Source organism: Pseudomonas sp. RG1, assembly GCF_025910115.1.
Taxonomy (GTDB): Bacteria; Pseudomonadota; Gammaproteobacteria; order Pseudomonadales; family Pseudomonadaceae; genus Aquipseudomonas; species Aquipseudomonas atacamensis.
This window is the reverse complement of sequence record NZ_JAPCIK010000001.1, coordinates 260,418-280,820: the sequence shown is the minus strand read 5'-3', so window position 1 is coordinate 280,820 and position 20,403 is coordinate 260,418. Positions and strand designations below refer to the sequence as shown.

The window sequence follows — 20,403 nt, the reverse complement described above, 5'->3', positions numbered from 1 at the left end:
GCGTGCGCAGCAACGAATCGGGTATACTCCCGCTCTTTAAATCGCAGCCCAAGAAACAGGTGAATTTCGTGAGCCAGCCTACGCCAGCCGTGCGTACCTTCCAAGACTTGATCCTCGCGCTCCAGCAATACTGGGCCGAGCAAGGTTGTGTGGTACTTCAGCCCTACGATATGGAAGTAGGCGCCGGCACTTTCCACACCGCGACCTTCCTGCGCGCCATCGGCCCGGAAACCTGGAACGCCGCGTACGTGCAGCCAAGCCGCCGTCCGACTGACGGCCGTTACGGCGAAAACCCGAACCGTCTGCAGCACTACTACCAGTTCCAGGTAGTCCTGAAGCCGAACCCGGACAACTTCCAGGAACTGTACCTGGGCTCGCTCAAGCATGTCGGCCTCGACCCGCTGGTGCACGACATCCGCTTCGTCGAAGACAACTGGGAATCGCCGACCCTCGGCGCCTGGGGTCTGGGCTGGGAAGTCTGGCTCAACGGCATGGAAGTCACCCAGTTCACCTACTTCCAGCAAGCGGGCGGCATCGAGTGCTACCCGGTGACCGGCGAGATCACCTACGGTCTCGAGCGTCTGGCGATGTACCTGCAAGGCGTCGATTCGGTATACGACCTGGTCTGGGCTGACGGCCCGTTCGGCAAAGTCACCTATGGCGATGTGTTCCACCAGAACGAAGTGGAGCAGTCCACCTACAACTTCGAACACGCCAACGTCGACAAACTGTTCGAGCTGTTCGACTTCTATGAAAGCGAAGCCAAGCGCCTGATCGAACTCGACCAGCCGCTGCCGTTGCCGAGCTACGAAATGGTGCTGAAGGCGTCGCACACCTTCAACCTGCTGGATGCGCGCCGGGCGATCTCGGTGACCGCGCGTCAGCAATACATTCTGCGCGTACGCACCCTGGCGCGTTCCGTTGCGCAAGCCTACCTGCTGGCCCGCGCCAAGCTGGGCTTCCCGATGGCGACCCCGGACCTGCGTGACGAAGTACTGGCCAAGCTGGAGGCTGCACAATGAGTGCGCAAGATTTTCTGGTTGAACTGGGCACCGAAGAACTGCCACCCAAAGCCCTGAACACTTTGGCTGATGCGTTCCTCGCCGGTATCGACAAGGGCCTGCAAGCCGCCGGCCTGAGCTACGAAAGCAAAACCGTTTATGCCGCGCCACGTCGTCTGGCCGTGCTGATCACTGCGCTGGCCACTCAGCAGCCGGATCGCAGCATCAACCTCGATGGCCCGCCACGTCAGGCCGCGTTCGACGCTGATGGCAATCCGACTCAGGCCGCCCTGGGCTTCGCCAAGAAGTGCGGCGTCGAGCTGAGCGAAATCGACCAGAGCGGTCCGAAACTGCGCTACAGCCAGAACATCGCCGGCAAGCCGACCGCGAGCCTGCTGCCGACCATCGTCGAAGATTCGCTGAACGACCTGCCGATTCCGAAACGCATGCGTTGGGGTGCGCGCAAGGAAGAGTTCGTGCGTCCGACCCAGTGGCTGGTGATGCTGCTCGGTGACCAGGTCATCGACTGCACGATCCTCGCGCAGAAGGCTGGCCGTGAATCCCGTGGTCACCGTTTCCACCATCCGCAAGCCGTACGCATCGGTTCGCCGTCGAGCTACCTCGCCGACCTGCGCGCCGCTTACGTATTGGCCGATGCCAACGAGCGTCGCGAGATCATCAGCAAGCGCACCGAAGAGCTGGCCACCCGTCAGGAAGGCACGGCGATCGTTCCGCCGGCATTGCTTGACGAAGTGACCGCGCTGGTCGAATGGCCCGTGCCGCTGGTGTGCTCGTTCGAGGAACGCTTCCTCGACGTGCCGCAGGAAGCGCTGATCACCACCATGCAGGACAACCAGAAGTACTTCTGCCTGCTGGATGCCGACGGCAAGTTGCTGCCACGTTTCATTACCGTGGCCAACATCGAAAGCAAAGACCCGCAGCAGATCATCGCCGGTAACGAGAAAGTGGTTCGCCCACGCCTGACCGACGCCGAGTTCTTCTTCAAGCAGGACAAGAAGCAGAAGCTCCAAGACTTCAACCTGCGCCTGCAAAACGTGGTGTTTCAGGAAAAACTCGGCAGCGTCTACGACAAGGCCGAGCGCGTATCGAAACTGGCCGCGTACATCGCCGCACGCATCGGCGGCAACGCCTCGTGGGCTGCCCGTGCGGGCCTGCTGTCGAAGTGCGACCTGGCCACCGAAATGGTCGGCGAGTTCCCGGAGATGCAAGGTGTCGCCGGTTACTACTACGCCCTCAATGACGGCGAGCCACAGGATGTCGCGCTGGCACTGAACGAGCAGTACATGCCACGCGGTGCCGGGGCTGAATTGCCGGCGACCCTGACCGGTGCAGCTGTCGCCATCGCCGACAAGCTCGACACTCTGGTCGGCATCTTCGGTATCGGCATGCTGCCAACCGGCAGCAAAGACCCGTATGCCCTGCGCCGTGCAGCACTGGGCGTGCTGCGGATCCTGATCGAGAAACAACTGGATCTGGACCTGAACGACGCCGTGGCTTTCGCGGTGAATGCGTTCGGCGGCAAGGTCAAGGCTGCCGGCCTCAACGAAGCCGTGCTGGAATTCATCTTCGACCGTCTGCGTGCGCGTTATGAAGATGAAGGCGTCGACGTCGCCACTTACCTGTCGGTACGTGCGCTCAAGCCGGGCTCGGCGCTGGACTTCGACCAGCGTGTGCAGGCGGTGCAGGCCTTCCGCAAACTGCCGGAAGCGGCAGCGCTGGCGGCGGTGAACAAGCGTGTGTCGAACCTGTTGAGCAAGGTCGAAGGCTCGGTGCCAACCGTGGTCGAGGCCAAGTATTTCGACAACGCCAACGAGTTCTCGCTGTATTCGGCAATCCAACAAGCGGATCAAGCGGTGCAGCCAATGGCCGCGGCGCGTCAGTACAACGAATCGCTGGCACGCCTGGCGGCACTGCGCGAGCCGGTCGATGCGTTCTTCGACGCGGTGATGGTCAATGCCGACGATGCCAATGTGCGGGCCAACCGTTACGCGCTGCTGGCGCGTCTGCGTGGCCTGTTCCTCGGTGTTGCCGACATTTCGCTGCTGGGTTGAGGGATTGCTGTTGAAACTGCTGATTCTTGATCGTGACGGCGTGATCAATTACGACTCCGATGCCTACATCAAGTCGGTTGAGGAGTGGATTCCGCTGCCCGGTTCGATCGAAGCGATTGCGCAGTTGAGCAAGGCCGGCTGGACGGTGGCGGTGGCCACCAACCAGTCGGGCATTGCTCGCGGCTACTACGACCTCGCCACCCTCGAGGCCATGCATGCGCGCCTGCGCGAGCTGGTCGCGGCGCAGGGCGGCGAAGTCGGTCTGATCGTGTATTGCCCGCATGGCCCGGACGAAGGTTGCGATTGCCGCAAACCGAAACCGGGAATGCTGAAAGCCATTGCCGAGCATTACACGGTGCCGTTGACCAACGTCTGGTTCGTCGGCGACAGCCTTGGTGACCTGGAAGCCGCCAAAGCCGTCGATTCACAGCCAGTTTTGGTGAAGACCGGGAAAGGCGAAAAGACTCAGGGCAAAACCCTGCCGGTTGGCACTCTGATTTTTGACGATCTGGCGGCGATAGCCGCAGAACTTATCCACAACTAGAGTACTTCTGAATTTCCTGGCCAGGGATTGCTCGGGAGTGCGCTTGAACAGTCGGGCATTGCCCCGTAACGGTAACCGTCGCCATGTCGATACTGCGGGCCTTCAGAATCTTTCTTTTCTATCTGCTGCTGGGCACAACAGCGTTGCTGTGGTGCAGCCTGAGCTTTTTCATCGCGCCGTTTCTGTCCTTCAAGGCGCGCTATCGTTTCATCAACGTGTACTGGTGCCGTTGCGCCCTGTGGCTGACCAAGGTTTTCCTCGGCATCCGCTACGAAATCAAAGGCGCGGAAAACGTGCCGGACCGGCCCTGCGTGATTCAATCGAACCACCAGAGCACATGGGAGACGTTCTTTCTTTCCGCTTATTTCTCGCCATTGAGCCAAGTGCTCAAGCGCGAATTGCTTTACGTGCCGTTCTTCGGCTGGGCCATGGCCATGCTGCGCCCGATCGCCATCGACCGCGACAACCCGAAGGCAGCGCTCAAACAGGTCGCGGCTAAAGGCGACGAGCTGCTCAAGGACAACGTCTGGGTGCTGATCTTTCCGGAAGGGACACGAGTCCCGTACGGCACCGTTGGGAAGTTCTCCCGCAGTGGCAGCGCATTGGCGGTGAATGCGGCGCTTCCGGTGCTGCCGATTGCACACAATGCCGGCAAATTCTGGCCAAAAATCGGCTGGGGCAAACAGGCCGGAGTGATCACCGTGGTCATTGGCGAACCGATGTATGCCGAAGGCAGCGGGCCGCGCGCCATCGCTGATCTGAATGACCGTGTGCAGGCGTGGAACGAGAAGACCCAGCGCGATATGGGCTCGCTGCCACCGGCGCCACAGGCACCGGCCGCGAGTGATCAACTGGCTGTCTGAATTTTGTGGATAACCTGTGTACGCTTTTGCTTCAAAAGTCCGTGATCGTATTGTAACTTATTGATTTTAATCGATATTTTTAAATCGATAAGTTGAACTAAATCCGTGCATAAGTTTTATTCGGATGTAAAAAAACCGGTCGTTATAGCCGGTTTTTTTGTGCCTCTTTTTCATTCAGAAATCAGCGGCAAATCGATGCGGAATGTGGTTCCCGCGTCGACCACGCTGCGACACTCGATTGTGCCGCCATGATGATCAATCACGGCTTTGACCATCGACAGACCCAGGCCCACACCGTCGATGCCCTGGGCGGAGGAGAAACGCCGATACTGGCTGAACAGGTCAGGCAATTCATCGGCGGCAATGCCCTTGCCCTGATCGGACAATTCGCAGCGCAGCCACTGCCCATCACAGCTGACCGTCAGTTGCACCGTGCTGTCTGCCGGGCTGTACTTGATCGCGTTTTCCAGCAGGTTGAACAGGGCGCGAGTCAGCAATCCCTGATCGGCCAGAATCAGCCGCTCCTGACATTCCTCGTCAACTTCGTTGAGCAGCTCGATGCGTTTCTGCTGGGCGATGGGCAGGGCCTGATCGAGGACGTCCAATACCAGCATCGCGAATAATGTCGGGCGGAACTGGTAGGTCTCGGACTCAGCCCGCGCCAACAAGACGAAACCATCGGTCAGATCCAGTGCGCGGCGCACCTGACGCTCAATCTGCTCGAACAACGGCGCATCAGCGCCGGCCTGATGACGATGCACATCCAGCAGGGCGAGGATCGCCGAATGGGGCGCGCGCAGGTCATGAGAAAGAAAACGCAGCAGGACGCCGCGCTGCTCCTCGGCCGCACGCTCGGCACTCAAGTCCGTCAGGCTGAGCAGCCAACCGATCGGCGTATCGCCGTCGACCGGCAGCAGCGCCGCTCTTTCCAGGCGCAGACTGCGTTCCTTGTGATCGCGAAATTCCAGCAGCGGCAGGGTGGCCAGCGGCGGTCGCGGCGCTGTGGATAATTCCGGATAGCCGAGCCGCGCCAGTTGCTCGAGTACGTCATCGCCCACCAGCGAATCTTCGAACAGTTCGCGCGCCTTGCGATTGCCCAGCAGAATCTTGCCCAGCGGATCACTGATCAGCGTCGCCACCGGCAGGTATTCCAGGCCATCGGCAATGAACCGCCGAGTGTCGCGGGTGCGGCTCATGGCTTGTTCGAGCGCCATGATCTGGCCCTGCAAACGGTCGGCACCGGTGAAGCGGGTCCGGCGGCGTTCAGGGAAGACTTTCGGTTCGCTGTCCAGACGTGCCAGCTCCCAGCCGAAGTAGGTCAGCACCACGCTCAGGCGTCGCCAGTTCCAGATCAGGTAACCGAATAACATCCCCAGGGCTGCTGGCGTTGGCGACCACCAGTAGCGGACTTCGGCCAGGAGGGCGCTGGCTATCAGCGCACAGGCCATGCCGATCAAGGTGACCCACAGCGCCCAACGCGGCCGCCACAGCAATAATCCCAGCACACCGGCGACCATCGCCACGGACAACAGCGCGCCGGGCGCTGGCGAGGGATTGTGCAGATTGATCTGGGCGCGATAAGACAACAAGGCAGTCAGCGGCAACAGCACTACACTTATCCACAACCACTCGCGCACCAGCCGGCGGAACAGACGCTGGACCTGGCTCGGCTCACGACTTTCACGTCGGCGTTGAGTGTTATGCATGAGGCACAGGGCAGGGCAGTGGGAATGGTTTCATAGGTCTCAGGTCTGAGGCGTAGACCCGAAGAATCATAGCGGACGTCGACCAACGACGGGCTGCTTCTTTCATCGCGGCCGGGGAGTCGCTATTGTCGACATCCCAGCCCCAGCGATAAGGAACACCGCCGATGCGCGTTGCCATTCTGGACGACGAACCCGCCGAACTGCGCCGGGTCGAGCAAACCCTGGAGCAAATGGCCGAAGCTGGCGAACAGCCGTGGTCACTGCACAGCTTCGAGCGCGGCGAAGACTTGTTGCGCCAGTTGCGCCGGGAAACCTTCGACCTGTTGATTCTCGATTGGCAACTTCCTGATCTCACGGGCCTGGCACTGCTGCGCTGGACCCGCGAACACATGGACGCGCCACCCGCTGCAATCATGCTCACCAGCCGCGACGGCGAGAGCGATATCGTTCAAGCCTTGAATGCCGGGGCCGACGATTATGTCAGCAAGCCGTTTCGCCCGAATGAGTTGAAGGCGAGGGTGGCTGCGGTATTGCGTCGGCATAGCCAACCGCGCAGCGCGGCGGGCGAAGTACAGACGTTCCATGATCTGACTTTCGACGACGCCGAACTGACCGTCACCCGTGAAGGCAAACCGATCCTCATGACCGAACGCGAATACCGCCTGGCGCGGTGTCTGTTCAGCAACCTGGGTCGACCGTTGTCGCGGGATTATCTGTACGAGCGCTTCTGGCCGAACGAAGAGACGACTTCCTCGCGGCCGCTGGATACGCATATCTACCGATTGCGCAACAAGCTCGGGCTGACAGCGGATCGGGGTTGGCAGTTGCTGACGATTTATGGGTATGGGTATCGGTTGGAGAGTGTCGGCACTGGGAATGAGTGAGGCAAAAAAAAACCCCGGCATTGGCCGGGGTTTTTCATGAGCGGGTAGCAATCAGGATCAGAAATCCAGGTTGGAAACCGCCAGTGCATTGCTCTCGATGAAGTCCCGGCGAGGTTCGACCGCATCACCCATCAGGGTGTTGAAGATCTGGTCTGCACCGATGGCGTCTTCGATGGTGACTTTCAGCATGCGCCGCACGCTTGGGTCCATGGTGGTTTCCCACAGCTGATCAGGGTTCATTTCGCCCAGACCTTTGTAGCGCTGGATGGTGTGGCGCTTGGTGCTTTCGGCCATCAGCCAGTCGAGGGCTTCCTTGAACTCGGTAACGGCTTTCTTGCGTTCGCCACGCTGGATGTAAGCGCCTTCGTCGAGCAGAGTGCTCAGTTGCGCGCCCAGGGTGACCACGGTTTTGTAGTCGTTGCTGCCGAAGAAGTCGCGGTTGAAGGTGACATAGTTCGACAGGCCGTGGGAGATCAGTTCGACCTCTGGCAGCCAGACGCCACGTTCACGGTCTTCGCGCAGGCTGGCCTTGTAGACCAGGCCGGACTTCTCGTTGGTGCGCAGGCGGACTTCGTACTGCGCCAGCCACTCTTGCATCGCTGCATGGTCGCCCAGGGTTTCAAGGCTGACGGCCGGCAGGTAGATGAAGTGCTCGGTCAGCTCCTGTGGGTACAGGCGCGACAGACGCTTGAGAGTTTTCATCACCATGCGGAAGTCATTGACCAGACGTTCCAGCGCTTCACCGGAAATGCCCGGGGCTTCTTCGTTCAGGTGCAGGCTTGCATCTTCAAGCGCCGACTGCGTCATGTACTCTTCCATGGCGTCGTCGTCTTTGATGTATTGCTCTTGCTTGCCTTTCTTGACCTTGTACAGCGGTGGCTGGGCGATGTAGATATAGCCACGCTCGATCAGCTCCGGCAGTTGACGGAAGAAGAAGGTCAGCAGCAGGGTGCGGATGTGCGAACCGTCGACGTCAGCATCGGTCATGATGATGATGTTGTGATAGCGCAGCTTGTCGATGTTGTACTCTTCGCGACCGATGCCGCAGCCCAGCGCGGTGATCAGCGTGCCCACTTCCTGGGAAGAGATCATCTTGTCGAAACGCGCTTTCTCGACGTTGAGGATCTTGCCCTTCAACGGCAGGATCGCCTGGGTCTTGCGGTTACGTCCCTGCTTGGCAGAACCGCCCGCGGAGTCACCTTCCACCAGGTACAGTTCGGACAGCGCCGGATCTTTTTCCTGGCAGTCAGCGAGTTTGCCCGGCAGGCCGGCGATGTCCAGCGCGCCTTTGCGGCGGGTCATCTCACGGGCCTTGCGCGCGGCTTCACGGGCACGGGCGGCGTCGATCATCTTGCCGACTACCAGCTTGGCTTCGTTCGGGTTCTCCAGGAGGAAGTCGGAGAAGTATTTGCCCATCTCCTGTTCCACCGCAGTCTTCACTTCGGAAGACACCAGCTTGTCTTTGGTCTGCGAGCTGAACTTCGGATCCGGCACCTTCACCGAAATGATCGCGGTGAGGCCTTCACGGGCATCGTCACCGGTGGTGGCGACTTTGTGCTTCTTCGCCAGACCTTCCTGCTCGATGTAGTTGTTCAGGTTACGCGTCAGTGCCGAGCGGAAGCCCACCAGGTGGGTGCCGCCGTCGCGCTGCGGAATATTGTTGGTGAAGCACAACAGGTTCTCGTTGAAGCTGTCGTTCCACTGCAGGGCGATTTCCACGCCGATGCCGTCTTCACGCTGAATGTTGAAGTGGAACACCTGATTGACCGCAGTCTTGTTGGTGTTCAGGTATTCAACGAATGCACGCAGGCCGCCTTCGTACTTGAACAGCTCTTCCTTGCCGCTGCGCTCGTCCTTGAGGACGATGCCGACACCGGAGTTGAGGAAGGACAGTTCACGAATGCGCTTGGCGAGGATGTCCCAGCTGAAGTGAATATTCTTGAAGGTTTCGCTGGAAGCCTTGAAGTGAATCTGGGTACCGGTGGTTTCGCTGTCGCCAACGATGGCCATCGGTGCCTGAGGCACACCGTGGACGTAGGTCTGTTCCCAGATCTTGCCACTGCGGCGAACTGTCAGGACCAGCTCTTCGGACAGTGCGTTCACTACCGAAACACCTACACCGTGCAGACCGCCGGAAACCTTGTAGGAGTTGTCGTCGAACTTACCGCCAGCGTGGAGGACGGTCATGATGACCTCTGCGGCGGAAACGCCTTCCTCTTTATGCACGTCTACCGGGATGCCGCGACCGTTGTCTTTAACGGTGATGGATTCGTCCGGGTGGATGATGATGCTGATGTCGTCGCAATGGCCGGCGAGGGCTTCGTCGATCGAATTGTCGACCACCTCGAACACCATGTGGTGCAGACCGCTGCCATCGTCGGTGTCACCAATGTACATACCGGGACGTTTGCGTACGGCATCCAGGCCTTTCAGCACTTTAATGCTCGTTGAGTCGTACGTATTTTCTTCGCTCAATGCCTTCACTCCCGATGGTCGTGGGTCTGGGTGATACGGCCCTGTTCCACGTGGAACAAAGCGACTGGCGTTTCCGTCTGCCAGCCTTCCCTCAGTAATTCGTGATCTACACAGGTGATGAACACCTGGCAGCGTAAGTCTTCCAGCAAGCGGCACAGCGCGCGACGGTGGCTCTCGTCCAGCTCGGACGGCAAGTCATCCACCAGATAAATACACTGTCCGCGGCGGGCCTGGCTGACCAGGTGCCCTTGGGCAATCCGTAGTGCACAGACCACAAGCTTCTGCTGACCCCGGGACAGGATGTCCGCGGCATTGTGTGCGCCCAATCTGAGACGCAAATCAGCTCGTTGCGGTCCGGCCTGGGTGTGCCCCATCTGCTGGTCCCGTTGCACGGAACCGGCGAGTACGGCGCTCAATTCGCGGTCCTTGTCCCAGCCTCGGTAATAGCTGAGCGTCAAACCCTCGAGCTCAACCAGTTCGCTCAAGGTCTGTTCGAAGACCGGTTTCAAGGCTGTGATGTAAGCGCGGCGGTATTCATCGATTTCAGCGCTGGCCTGGCACAGTTCCCTGTCCCAAACCGCTTGCGAAACGGCGTCAAGTGTACCATGCCGCAGCCAGGAGTTTCTCTGGCGCAGCGCCTTCTGCAAACGCTGCCAAGTGGCCATGAAACGCGGTTCGACGTGGAACACACCCCAGTCGAGAAACTGCCGGCGAATCTTCGGCGCGCCTTCCAGCAGACGGAAGCTGTCCGGGTTGATCAACTGCAACGGCAGGATCTCCGCAAGCTGCGCAGCGCTACGGGCGTTCTGGCCATCGATGCGAATCTGGAACTCGCCCTGACGGTCGCGAGAAATCCCCAGCGCACTGTGTCCGCCTTCAGCCAGCTCAACCTGACCAAATACAGTACAGGCGAGCTGTTCGTACTGAATGACCGGCAACAGCCGCGTGCTGCGAAACGAACGGGCAAGCCCCAGCAGATGAATGGCTTCCAGAACACTGGTTTTGCCGCTGCCGTTGGCGCCGTAAAGAATGTTGATGCGGGGGGAGGGGGAGAAGGTCACCGGGTGCAGATTGCGCACCGCGGTGACCGAAACACGACTTAACGACATTCAGGATCAGCTGATTACAGACGCATCGGCATGACAACGTAAGCCGAGTCGTCATTGTCGGACTCTTGCACCAGCGCACTGCTGTTGGAGTCGGACAGGATCAGGCGAACCTGCTCGGTGGTCATCACGCCCAGCACGTCGAGCAAATAGCTGACGTTGAAACCGATCTCCAGCGAGCCGCCGTTGTACTCAACGCCCACTTCTTCTTCAGCTTCTTCCTGCTCCGGGTTGTTGGCCTGGATCTTCAACTGACCGCTGGCCAGCTGCAGACGGATACCGCGGTACTTCTCGTTGGACAGAATCGCCGTACGGCTGAAGGCTTCACGCAATGCCTGACGATCGCCGAGTACCAGTTTGTCGCCACCTTTCGGCAGGACGCGCTCGTAATCCGGGAATTTACCGTCGACCAGTTTCGAGGTGAAAGTGAACTCGCCCGTGGTGGCGCGGATGTGATGCTGACCGAGGACGATGCTGACATTGCCGTCCGGCTCGGTGAGCAGACGCGCCAGTTCGAGGATACCTTTGCGCGGTACGATCACCTGATGACGATCCGGCTGACCGATATCGGCCTGCATCGAGCACATCGCCAAACGGTGACCGTCGGTGGCCACGGCGCGGATCACACCAGCGGAAACTTCCAGCAACATGCCGTTGAGGTAATAACGCACGTCCTGCTGGGCCATGGCGAAGCTGGTGCGTTCGATCAAGCGACGCAGTTTGCTCTGCTCCAGGCTGCACGTCAGCGAGCCCGGGCCTTCTTCAACAGTCGGGAAGTCGTTGGCCGGCAGGGTCGACAGGGTGAAGCGGCTACGGCCGGCCTTCACCACCAGCTTCTGCTCGTCGACCTTGATGTCGATGAGCGCGTCGTTGGGCAGGCTCTTGCAGATGTCCATCAGTTTGCGCGCCGGCACGGTGATCGAGCCCGTTTCGGCCGGCTCTTCGAGTTGCACACGACCGACCAGCTCGACTTCCAGGTCGGTACCGGTCAGCGACAGTTGCTGGCCTTCGACGACCAACAGCACGTTGGACAGTACCGGCAAGGTCTGTCGGCGCTCGACGACGCCTGCGACCAGTTGCAGGGGTTTCAACAGGGCTTCGCGTTGAATGGTGAAATGCATGGTCTAGTCCCTTGCCTTAATAAGCTGCGCTGGTGTTCATCAAGTGGTCAGTGTACGCAGCAGGTTCTTGTAGTCCTCGCGGATGTCCGCGTCGGATTCCTTAAGTTCGTTGATCTTGCGGCAGGCGTGCAACACGGTGGTGTGGTCGCGGCCGCCAAACACATCGCCGATTTCCGGCAGGCTGTGGTTGGTCAGTTCCTTGGACAACGCCATGGCCACCTGACGCGGACGAGCCACCGAGCGCGAACGGCGCTTGGACAGCAGGTCGGAAATCTTGATCTTGTAATACTCGGCGACGGTGCGCTGAATGTTATCCACAGAGACCAGTTTGTCCTGCAACGCCAGCAAGTCTTTCAGGGATTCGCGGATCAGCTCGATGGTGATGTCGCGGCCCATGAAGTGCGAGTGGGCGATTACGCGTTTCAGCGCACCTTCCAGCTCACGGACGTTGGAGCGAATGCGCTGGGCAATGAAGAACGCGGCATCGTGAGGCAACTCGACTTTGGCCTGATCGGCCTTCTTCATCAGGATCGCCACGCGGGTTTCCAGTTCCGGCGGCTCGACGGCAACCGTCAGGCCCCAACCGAAGCGGGATTTGAGGCGTTCTTCAAGGCCTTCGATTTCTTTCGGGTAGCGGTCACTGGTGAGAATGACCTGCTGACCACCTTCAAGCAACGCGTTGAAGGTGTGGAAAAACTCTTCCTGGGAACGCTCCTTGCGAGCGAAGAACTGAATATCGTCGATCAGCAAGGCGTCCACCGACCGGTAGAAACGCTTGAATTCGTTGATGGCGTTCAGTTGCAACGCCTTGACCATGTCGGCCACAAAGCGCTCGGAATGCAGGTACACGACCTTGGCATTCGGATTCTTCTTTAATAGATGGTTGCCCACCGCGTGCATCAAGTGGGTTTTACCCAGGCCGACGCCGCCATAGAGGAACAGCGGGTTGTAACCGTGCTTGGGATTGTCCGCCACCTGCCAGGCCGCCGCACGGGCGAGCTGGTTGGATTTACCTTCAACGAAGTTTTCGAAGGTGAACGTGCGATTCAGGTAACTGGTGTGCTTGAGCGCACCTTCTACCTGCACGGTGCGCTGCTCGGCGCGAACCGGGGCCTGCTGCGAAGCAGCGCCCGCCATCGGGTCGAAGCTGTCGCGGGAAGGTTCTTCACTGACTTCAGCGGCTTTTTGTGTGGAACGCTTGGCCGGAGCAGGGGCTGGCGTCGGTGCCGGATTGCTCGCTGGCACATTATTGGCCTGCGCCTGAGCAACCTGCGCGGCCGCCAGCGGCGCATTGGGTGCAGCACGAGGTGCCGAGCTGCGTTTGCTGCCTATTAACAAGGACAGCGCCGGCGTCGAACCATTGCCGTGCTCATCCAGCAGTTCAAGGACGCGGCCCAGGTACTTTTCGTTGACCCAGTCCAACACGAAACGATTCGGTGCGTAGACGCGCAACTCGTCGCCTTCGGCTTCGACCTGTAGTGGACGGATCCAGGTGTTGAATTGTTGGGCAGGCAGCTCTTCGCGCAAAAGCTCCACGCACTGCTGCCAAAGTTCCACTGACACGGATATCCCCTAAGTTGAAAGCCGGTGAGGCAAAAACAAGCGGCCATTGTAGCGGCGAGCGATTCACTTATCCACATGCAGGTAGGTTCGTCACCATCATTTATCAACGCGTTAACGCATTAAAAGGCGACCAACGGCATGTGAATAAGCCCTGTGGATAAACGCCTCTGAGGGCACTGGACAACTGGGGGCTAAACCCGGTGGATAACCAGCCTGTGGATAACAGGCCATTCCACGCACAGCTTATCCGATAGCGCAGCACAGGCTGAACACGGTTTTCCACTGTAGTTGTCATTCTCTGTACATCCCGTGGAATAAGGCATCATGGCAGTTATCCACAGAAGATGGCGTGTCTAGCTTTTACAAGCTTTACAGAAAAGCTTTAAATAATTCCCTTCTTTATTTCTATATCTGGCTGACAGGCGTTCAAGCTAAAAACCTGCCCGGATCTATTTATAAGGAAACGCTGGTTGGAAATTGACCTGAAGGCTTGCTTTCTCTAGAATCCCCGGTCTCTTAAAACGGGGGCCATTCCGGCCCGTTGTGGACGAACCAGGTAACACGACATGAAACGTACTTTCCAACCAAGCACTATCAAACGCGCTCGTACCCACGGTTTCCGTGCTCGCATGGCTACCAAGAACGGCCGCGCAGTCCTGTCGCGTCGTCGCGCCAAAGGTCGTGCGCGTCTGGCAGTTTGATAATCCGGTACTGGAGGTGAGTCAGGACTTCAGTCGGGAAAAGCGTCTGCTTACCCCCCGGCATTTCAAGGCAGTCTTTGACTCCCCTACCGGCAAGGTTCCGGGGAAAAATCTCCTGCTCCTTGCACGCAACAACGATCTTGATCACCCCCGTCTCGGGCTGGTTATCGGGAAAAAGAGCGTAAAGCTCTCCGTTGAGCGCAATCGCCTCAAACGTCTGATGCGCGAATCGTTCCGTCTGCACCAGGATTCACTGGTCGGCTGGGACATCGTTATCGTCGCGCGCAAAGGTTTGGGTGATGTAGAAAACCCCGAATTGATTCAGCATTTCGGCAAACTCTGGAAGCGTCTGGCACGCAACAAGCCCGTTCCGGCAGTCAAAACCGAAACTGTAGGGGTAGACAGTACCGATGCGTAAACTGGCCCTCGTTCCGATCCAGTTTTATCGCTATGCCATTAGTCCTTTAATGGCCAGCCACTGTCGCTTCTACCCCAGTTGTTCCTGCTACGCGTATGAAGCCATTGAAAATCATGGCCTTCTGCGCGGTGGCTGGCTGACCTTTCGTCGTTTAGGTCGCTGTCATCCGTGGAATCCCGGTGGTTATGACCCGGTTCCACCTGTCCCTACCTCCCGTTCTTCTTCGATGGCCGAGTAATCATGGATATCAAACGCACGATCCTGATCGTCGCCCTGGCAATCGTGTCCTACGTCATGGTTCTTAAATGGAACCAGGATTATGGCCAGGCTGCCCTGCCGACTCAGAATGTTGCTTCCAGTACGACTACATCCGGTTTGCCGGACACCGCCACTGGCACAAATGCTGCCAGTGACGATATTCCGCGCGCCGCCAGCGATACCAGCGCCCCTGCCGAAACGCCGGTCGCCGCCAGCAAGGATCTGATTCAGGTCAAGACCGATGTGCTCGATCTGGCGATCGATCCGCAGGGTGGCGACGTTGCGCAACTGACTCTGCCTTTGTATCCACGTCGTCAGGATCGTCCTGACGTTCCGTTCCAGCTGTTCGATAACGGCGGCGAGCGTGTATATCTGGCGCAAAGCGGTCTGATCGGTACCAACGGCCCGGATGCAAACCCGGCCGGTCGTCCGGTTTATTCCTCGGAGAAGAAGGTTTACCAACTGGCTGACGGTCAGGATCAACTCGTCGTTGACCTGAAATTCAGCAAGGACGGCGTCAACTACATCAAGCGTTTCACCCTGAAACGTGGCCTGTACGACGTTGCTGTCTCCTACATTGTGGATAACCAGAGCGCTCAGCCCTGGAACGGCGCAATGTTTGCCCAGTTGAAGCGCGATGCCAGCGCTGATCCTTCGTCGACCACTGCTACTGGCACCGCGACTTACCTGGGCGCTGCCCTGTGGACAAGTTCCGAGCCGTACAAGAAAGTGTCGATGAAGGACATGGACAAGGCGCAGCTCAAGGAAACCGTCACCGGTGGTTGGGTAGCCTGGCTGCAGCACTACTTCGTGACCGCGTGGATTCCGGCCAAGGGCGAAAACAATATCGTCCAGACCCGTAAAGATAGCAAAGGCAACTACATCATCGGTTACACCGGTCCTACTCTGACCGCTGCTCCAGGTGCAAAAGTTGAAACCAGCGCTGTGCTGTACGCCGGTCCGAAAAGCCAGGCTGTGCTGAAAGAGTTGTCCCCAGGTCTGGAACTGACCGTCGACTACGGCATTCTGTGGTTCATTGCCCAGCCGATCTTCTGGCTGCTGCAACACATCCACGCCATTGTCGGTAACTGGGGCTGGTCGATCATCTTCCTGACCATGCTGATCAAAGGGATTTTCTTCCCGCTGTCGGCCGCCAGCTACAAATCGATGGCGCGCATGCGTGCCGTGGCTCCGAAACTGGCTGCGCTGAAAGAGCAACATGGCGATGACCGGCAGAAAATGTCGCAAGCCATGATGGAGCTGTACAAGAAAGAGAAGATCAATCCACTGGGCGGCTGCTTGCCGATCCTCGTGCAGATGCCGGTCTTCCTGTCGCTGTACTGGGTTCTGCTGGAAAGCGTGGAAATGCGTCAGGCGCCGTTCATGCTGTGGATCACTGACCTGTCGATCAAGGATCCGTTCTTCATTCTGCCGATCATCATGGGCGCAACCATGTTCATCCAGCAGCAGCTGAACCCGACGCCTCCGGATCCGATGCAGGCGAAGGTCATGAAAATGATGCCAATCATCTTCACCTTCTTCTTCCTGTGGTTCCCGGCGGGTCTGGTGCTGTACTGGGTTGTGAACAACTGCCTGTCGATTGCACAACAGTGGTACATCACGCGTAAGATCGAAGCGGCGACGAAAAAAGCCGAGGCGTAACTTGCACTGTGGATAACACCACTCAAAACGCCCCCTAGTGGGGCGTTTTGCTATCTGCCACTTTTGTCTGGATGCCGCTTTATGAGCACACCCCGTGAAACCATCGCCGCTGTCGCCACCGCTCAAGGGCGCGGCGGTGTGGGCATCGTCCGTATTTCCGGGCCGTTGGCCAGCGTGGCGGCAAAAGCCATCAGCGGCCGAGAACTGAAACCGCGTTACGCCCATTACGGGCCGTTTTTCAGTGACGACCAGCAAGTGCTGGACGAAGGTCTGGCTTTATATTTTCCGGGGCCGAACTCGTTCACCGGCGAAGACGTGCTGGAACTCCAAGGCCACGGCGGCCCGATCGTGCTGGACATGTTGCTCAAGCGCTGCCTGGAACTGGGTTGTCGTCTGGCCCGTCCTGGGGAATTCAGCGAGCGCGCCTTCCTCAATGACAAACTCGATCTGGCCCAGGCGGAGGCAATCGCCGATTTGATCGAAGCCAGTTCTGCACAGGCTGCGCGCAATGCGCTGCGTTCATTGCAGGGTGCGTTTTCCCAGCGTGTGCATAACCTGACCGAGCAACTGATCGGTTTGCGTATCTACGTTGAAGCCGCCATCGACTTCCCGGAAGAGGAAATCGACTTTCTCGCCGACGGCCATGTATTGAGCATGCTCGACAAAGTACGCGATGAGTTATCCACAGTATTGCGCGAAGCGGGGCAGGGCGCGTTATTGCGTGATGGCATGACCGTCGTCATCGCAGGCCGGCCGAATGCCGGTAAATCCAGCCTGTTGAATGCCTTGGCCGGTCGCGAGGCTGCCATCGTTACCGAGATTGCCGGCACCACGCGGGATATCCTGCGCGAGCATATCCACATCGACGGCATGCCGTTACACGTTGTCGATACCGCAGGCCTGCGGGACACGGACGATCATGTGGAAAAGATCGGTGTTGAACGAGCCTTGAAAGCCATTGGTGAAGCGGATCGGGTTTTACTGGTGGTCGATGCGACCGCACCAGAGGCACTGGATCCTTTTGCCTTGTGGCCAGAATTTCTCGAGTATCGACCGGACCCGGCGAAGGTCACCCTGATCCGGAACAAAGCCGATCTGACCGGTGAAGCGGTTTCGCTGGAGACCAGTGACGACGGCCACGTGACCATCAGTCTCAGCGCCAAGTCCGCCGAAGGCCTCGATCTGCTGCGGGACCACCTCAAGGCGTGCATGGGTTACGAGCAGACTTCGGAAAGCAGCTTCAGCGCACGTCGCCGGCATCTGGAAGCACTGCGTCACGCCAGCGCGGCACTGGAACATGGCCGCGCGCAACTGACCCTGGCCGGTGCAGGCGAATTGCTCGCCGAAGATCTGCGCCAGGCTCAGCATTCCCTGGGTGAAATTACCGGGGCGTTCAGCTCTGATGATTTGCTCGGAAGGATTTTCTCCAGCTTCTGCATCGGCAAATAAAAGAAGGGGCTGTGGATAATTCATCCGCAGCCCCTTTTTTGTTCACCAGTTATAGGACACCGTACCGAGCAAAGTACGATCCTCGCCCCAGTAACAGCGGCCGGCGTCGTTGCATCCCGACACATATTCCTTGTCGAACAGGTTCTTCGCATTCAGATCGACACTCCAGTGTGTGTCGATCTGATATCCAACAGCCGCGTCGACCAATGTAACGTCTCCGGCATCCAGCTTTCCGTATAGAGAAGGCGAAGTGTAGGCAAACGCACTGTCGAAATAGCGCACGCCACCGGCGACATACAAGCCTTTCAAATCACTGTCGAGGAAGCGATATTTCGCCCAGACCGAGGCCTGATTACGCGGCACGCCGGTCATTTGATGGCCTTTGACCAACGATGTTGCTGCATCCTTGGTGATCTTCGCGTCGGTGTAGGTATAGGCCGCCGTGACATTCAGGTTCTGCGTCAGGTTGCTGTTTAGTTCCAGCTCGACGCCCTTGGCGCGGCTTTCACCCACTTGGCGATAGGTCGAAGTCGTTGCATCGAAATAGGTGTCGTCCTTCTTGCGCAGGTCATACACCGAAGCGGTGAAAGCGGTGTCCCAGCCAATCGGTTCGTACTTCAAACCCACTTCGTACTGGCTGCTGGTGATCGGATCAAGCGGCGCTCCGGCGTTGGAAATCTGCTGCACCGGCACGAACGCCGTGGAGTAGCTGACATACGGCGTCATGCCGTTGTCGAACTGATACATCACGCCGCCCTGATAGGTGAACTTCTTGTCCTCGGAGCTGATATTGCTGCCTTGGGCCACCTTGTCGCGAAAATCGCTGTCGACCCAGTCTTGACGCCCGCCAAGCAAGAACAGCCAGTGGTCGTACTTGCTCTGGATCTGTGCATAAACACCCTTCATCTGCTGCTCGAGCAAAGTGTTCTGCACGGCAATCGGCGTGGTCGGATCACGCAGGTAAACCGGATTGTAGACGTCGATCGGCCCGACAATGCCGGCATTCCAGTCCTGGTTGAACGAGGTGCGATCGTAGCTGGCGCCAAACAGCACGGTGTTTTCCAGATTACCCGCCTGGAACTTGCCTTCGAGCTGGTTATCCAGCGAATACACCATGGATTTGTTGAAGCGATCGTAGGCGGTCACGTTCAACCGCGTGCCGAAACCGGCGTTGTTCAGATTGCCCGGCCAGGTTTCGTGGCGAGTGATGCGCGACTGCATGTAGCGCGAGTTCTGGCGGAACTGCCAGTCATCGTTGAACGAGTGGCTGAACTCGTAACCGGTGCTCCAGGTTTCCCGTTCGAAGGTATTCCAGTCCGGGTCACCGAGCATGGTGTCTTTGGATAGCTGGCCGTTGGGATTGCTCAGCAACGTGCCGGCGGCCGGCAGGCCAAGCTCCATGTTGGTGTGGTCTTTCTGGTAGTTGGCCAGCAGCGTCAGCGTATTGAAATCGTCGAAATTCAGGGTCAGCGAAGGGGCGATATAAATCCGGTCGTCAGGCACGTGATCGGTCTGGGTATCGGATTTGCGTCCCAGCATCACCACGCGTCCGAGAACGTTGCCGCTGTCATTGAGCTGGCCGGAGACATCTACGCCGATTTGCCGGCGATTGTTCGAGCCATAGCCCAGTTGCACTTCGCCCTGAGGCGCGGCGGTCGGGCGTTTGCTGACCAGATTGACCAGACCGCCTGGCGCATTTTCGCCATACAGCAGCGAAGACGGGCCACGGAACACCTCGACCCGCTCAAGTCCGTACGGCTCGGTGCTGGTGTCATAGCGATTGCCCTGCACGCGCAGTCCATCGCGCAGCAAACCGTAGCCGTAATCGGTGGCGTTGAAACCACGGATATAGAACAGGTCGCCAGCCAAGCTGTCGCCGGCGGCAAAAGGTGGGGCGAAGATCCCCGGCACGTAGCCGAGTACGTCGGTGAGTGTCTGGGATTTCTGATCTCTGATCCGCTGCCCGGTCACCACTGACACCGAACGCGGTGTTTCCGACAGCGGCGTACTGGTTTTCGTACCGATCCGGCTGTTTTGCGCCTTGTAGCCGACGTCGGCGGCGTAATCGAGATTCATTGGATTGCCCAACTGCGCATTGATGTTGGTCGGCGCCAGTTCCAGGGAGTCACCGTTGGGCACGTTCTGCAGAATGAAACTGCCGGGTGCTTGTGGCACTGCCTGTAAACCCGAGCCTTGCAGCAATTGAGCGAAACCTTGTTCGACGCTGAAGTCGCCGTTCAGCCCGGCACTGCGCAAGCGGCTGGTCTGCTGCGGCGAGAACGACAGAATCACATTGGCGGTAGCGGCGAACTGGCTCAAGGCACTATCCAGCGGGCCGGCGGCAATGGCGAAGCGCTTGGATGTCGACGCCGCGAAGGCGCTGTTGCTGATCACCAGACAGGACGCAGTGCTGGCCATCAATAAGCTGTATGCAATGCAGTGTGGAGAAAAGCGCTGACGGAACGTGGGAAGACGCATGTGTGGATTAGCCCTGAAGGTGGCGAAGAGCCGCGTTGATCGCGATTACCTGTAGGGCCGGCTCAGGACGCAAAAAGATAACCCTGTTTGCGATTATTTTTC

The 20,403-nt window shown here is 58.6% G+C and carries 16 protein-coding genes; 10 read left to right on the top strand and 6 right to left on the bottom strand.

The window, feature by feature from the left end:
• The first annotated feature begins 68 nt into the window (after nucleotides 1–68).
• The 4 genes from glyQ (at nucleotide 69) to OK411_RS01260 (ending at nucleotide 4,480) form a co-directional block, all read left to right on the top strand.
• On the top strand, nucleotides 69–1,022 hold the full coding sequence (gene glyQ, locus OK411_RS01275) for a glycine--tRNA ligase subunit alpha (RefSeq protein WP_003187265.1): 954 nt from the start codon (nucleotides 69–71) through the stop codon (nucleotides 1,020–1,022).
• Nucleotides 1,019–3,073: a glycine--tRNA ligase subunit beta gene (gene glyS / locus OK411_RS01270; protein WP_264364302.1), complete on the top strand. Its 2,055-nt coding sequence runs from the start codon at nucleotides 1,019–1,021 to the stop codon at nucleotides 3,071–3,073. The genes glyQ and glyS overlap by 4 nt, the downstream gene beginning before the upstream one ends.
• Before the next feature lie 4 nt (nucleotides 3,074–3,077).
• Nucleotides 3,078–3,617, top strand: coding sequence for a D-glycero-beta-D-manno-heptose 1,7-bisphosphate 7-phosphatase (gene gmhB, locus OK411_RS01265; RefSeq protein ID WP_172834008.1), 540 nt, complete (start codon nucleotides 3,078–3,080; stop codon nucleotides 3,615–3,617).
• Between the two features lie 83 nt (nucleotides 3,618–3,700).
• The gene (locus tag OK411_RS01260) at nucleotides 3,701–4,480 is read left to right on the top strand and encodes a lysophospholipid acyltransferase family protein (protein WP_071173920.1); all 780 of its coding nucleotides are present in this window, start codon (nucleotides 3,701–3,703) and stop codon (nucleotides 4,478–4,480) included.
• A gap of 170 nt (nucleotides 4,481–4,650) precedes the next feature.
• Here the strand turns inward: OK411_RS01260 and OK411_RS01255 are convergent, their stop codons facing one another.
• Nucleotides 4,651–6,186, bottom strand: a complete 1,536-nt coding sequence (locus tag OK411_RS01255) for a sensor histidine kinase (protein ID WP_264364301.1) — start codon at nucleotides 6,184–6,186, stop codon at nucleotides 4,651–4,653.
• 164 nt (nucleotides 6,187–6,350) lie between these two features.
• Here OK411_RS01255 and OK411_RS01250 point away from each other — a divergent pair, with 164 nt between their 5' ends.
• The gene (locus OK411_RS01250; protein WP_024014949.1) at nucleotides 6,351–7,070 is read left to right on the top strand and encodes a response regulator transcription factor; all 720 of its coding nucleotides are present in this window, start codon (nucleotides 6,351–6,353) and stop codon (nucleotides 7,068–7,070) included.
• A 57-nt stretch (nucleotides 7,071–7,127) separates the two neighbouring features.
• On the opposite strand, the gene gyrB is transcribed toward OK411_RS01250, so the two are convergent.
• From gyrB to dnaA, 4 genes are read right to left on the bottom strand one after another with little or no spacing between them, the layout of a single operon-like run.
• Nucleotides 7,128–9,545, bottom strand: a complete 2,418-nt coding sequence (gene gyrB, locus OK411_RS01245; protein WP_024014948.1) for a DNA topoisomerase (ATP-hydrolyzing) subunit B — start codon at nucleotides 9,543–9,545, stop codon at nucleotides 7,128–7,130.
• Between the two features lie 5 nt (nucleotides 9,546–9,550).
• On the bottom strand, nucleotides 9,551–10,654 hold the full coding sequence (gene recF, locus OK411_RS01240; protein ID WP_016772389.1) for a DNA replication/repair protein RecF: 1,104 nt from the start codon (nucleotides 10,652–10,654) through the stop codon (nucleotides 9,551–9,553).
• A gap of 14 nt (nucleotides 10,655–10,668) precedes the next feature.
• Complete coding sequence (gene dnaN, locus OK411_RS01235) at nucleotides 10,669–11,772, bottom strand: DNA polymerase III subunit beta (protein WP_016772390.1); 1,104 nt, start codon at nucleotides 11,770–11,772, stop codon at nucleotides 10,669–10,671.
• Between the two features lie 39 nt (nucleotides 11,773–11,811).
• A complete protein-coding gene (gene dnaA, locus OK411_RS01230) occupies nucleotides 11,812–13,335 on the bottom strand; it encodes a chromosomal replication initiator protein DnaA (RefSeq protein ID WP_024014947.1) in 1,524 nt (507 codons plus the stop codon).
• 566 nt (nucleotides 13,336–13,901) lie between these two features.
• On the opposite strand from dnaA, the gene rpmH reads away from it, so the two are divergent.
• From rpmH to mnmE, 5 genes are all read left to right on the top strand, one after another.
• Nucleotides 13,902–14,036 carry a 50S ribosomal protein L34 gene (gene rpmH / locus OK411_RS01225; RefSeq protein WP_003213577.1) on the top strand — a complete coding sequence of 45 codons (135 nt, stop codon included), beginning with the start codon at nucleotides 13,902–13,904 and terminating at the stop codon, nucleotides 14,034–14,036.
• Nucleotides 14,037–14,052: 16 nt separating this feature from the next.
• Nucleotides 14,053–14,454: a ribonuclease P protein component gene (gene rnpA, locus OK411_RS01220; RefSeq protein ID WP_024014946.1), complete on the top strand. Its 402-nt coding sequence runs from the start codon at nucleotides 14,053–14,055 to the stop codon at nucleotides 14,452–14,454.
• Entirely contained in the window at nucleotides 14,447–14,692 is a 246-nt protein-coding gene (yidD, locus tag OK411_RS01215) for a membrane protein insertion efficiency factor YidD (RefSeq protein ID WP_027901580.1), read from the top strand. The genes rnpA and yidD overlap by 8 nt, the downstream gene beginning before the upstream one ends.
• A 2-nt stretch (nucleotides 14,693–14,694) precedes the next feature.
• Nucleotides 14,695–16,374, top strand: a complete 1,680-nt coding sequence (gene yidC / locus OK411_RS01210; RefSeq protein ID WP_071173916.1) for a membrane protein insertase YidC — start codon at nucleotides 14,695–14,697, stop codon at nucleotides 16,372–16,374.
• Between the two features lie 81 nt (nucleotides 16,375–16,455).
• On the top strand, nucleotides 16,456–17,823 hold the full coding sequence (gene mnmE / locus OK411_RS01205; RefSeq protein ID WP_073470817.1) for a tRNA uridine-5-carboxymethylaminomethyl(34) synthesis GTPase MnmE: 1,368 nt from the start codon (nucleotides 16,456–16,458) through the stop codon (nucleotides 17,821–17,823).
• Between the two features lie 42 nt (nucleotides 17,824–17,865).
• Here the strand turns inward: mnmE and OK411_RS01200 are convergent, their stop codons facing one another.
• Nucleotides 17,866–20,301, bottom strand: a complete 2,436-nt coding sequence (locus OK411_RS01200) for a TonB-dependent siderophore receptor (protein ID WP_264364300.1) — start codon at nucleotides 20,299–20,301, stop codon at nucleotides 17,866–17,868.
• Nucleotides 20,302–20,403: the final 102 nt, after the last annotated feature.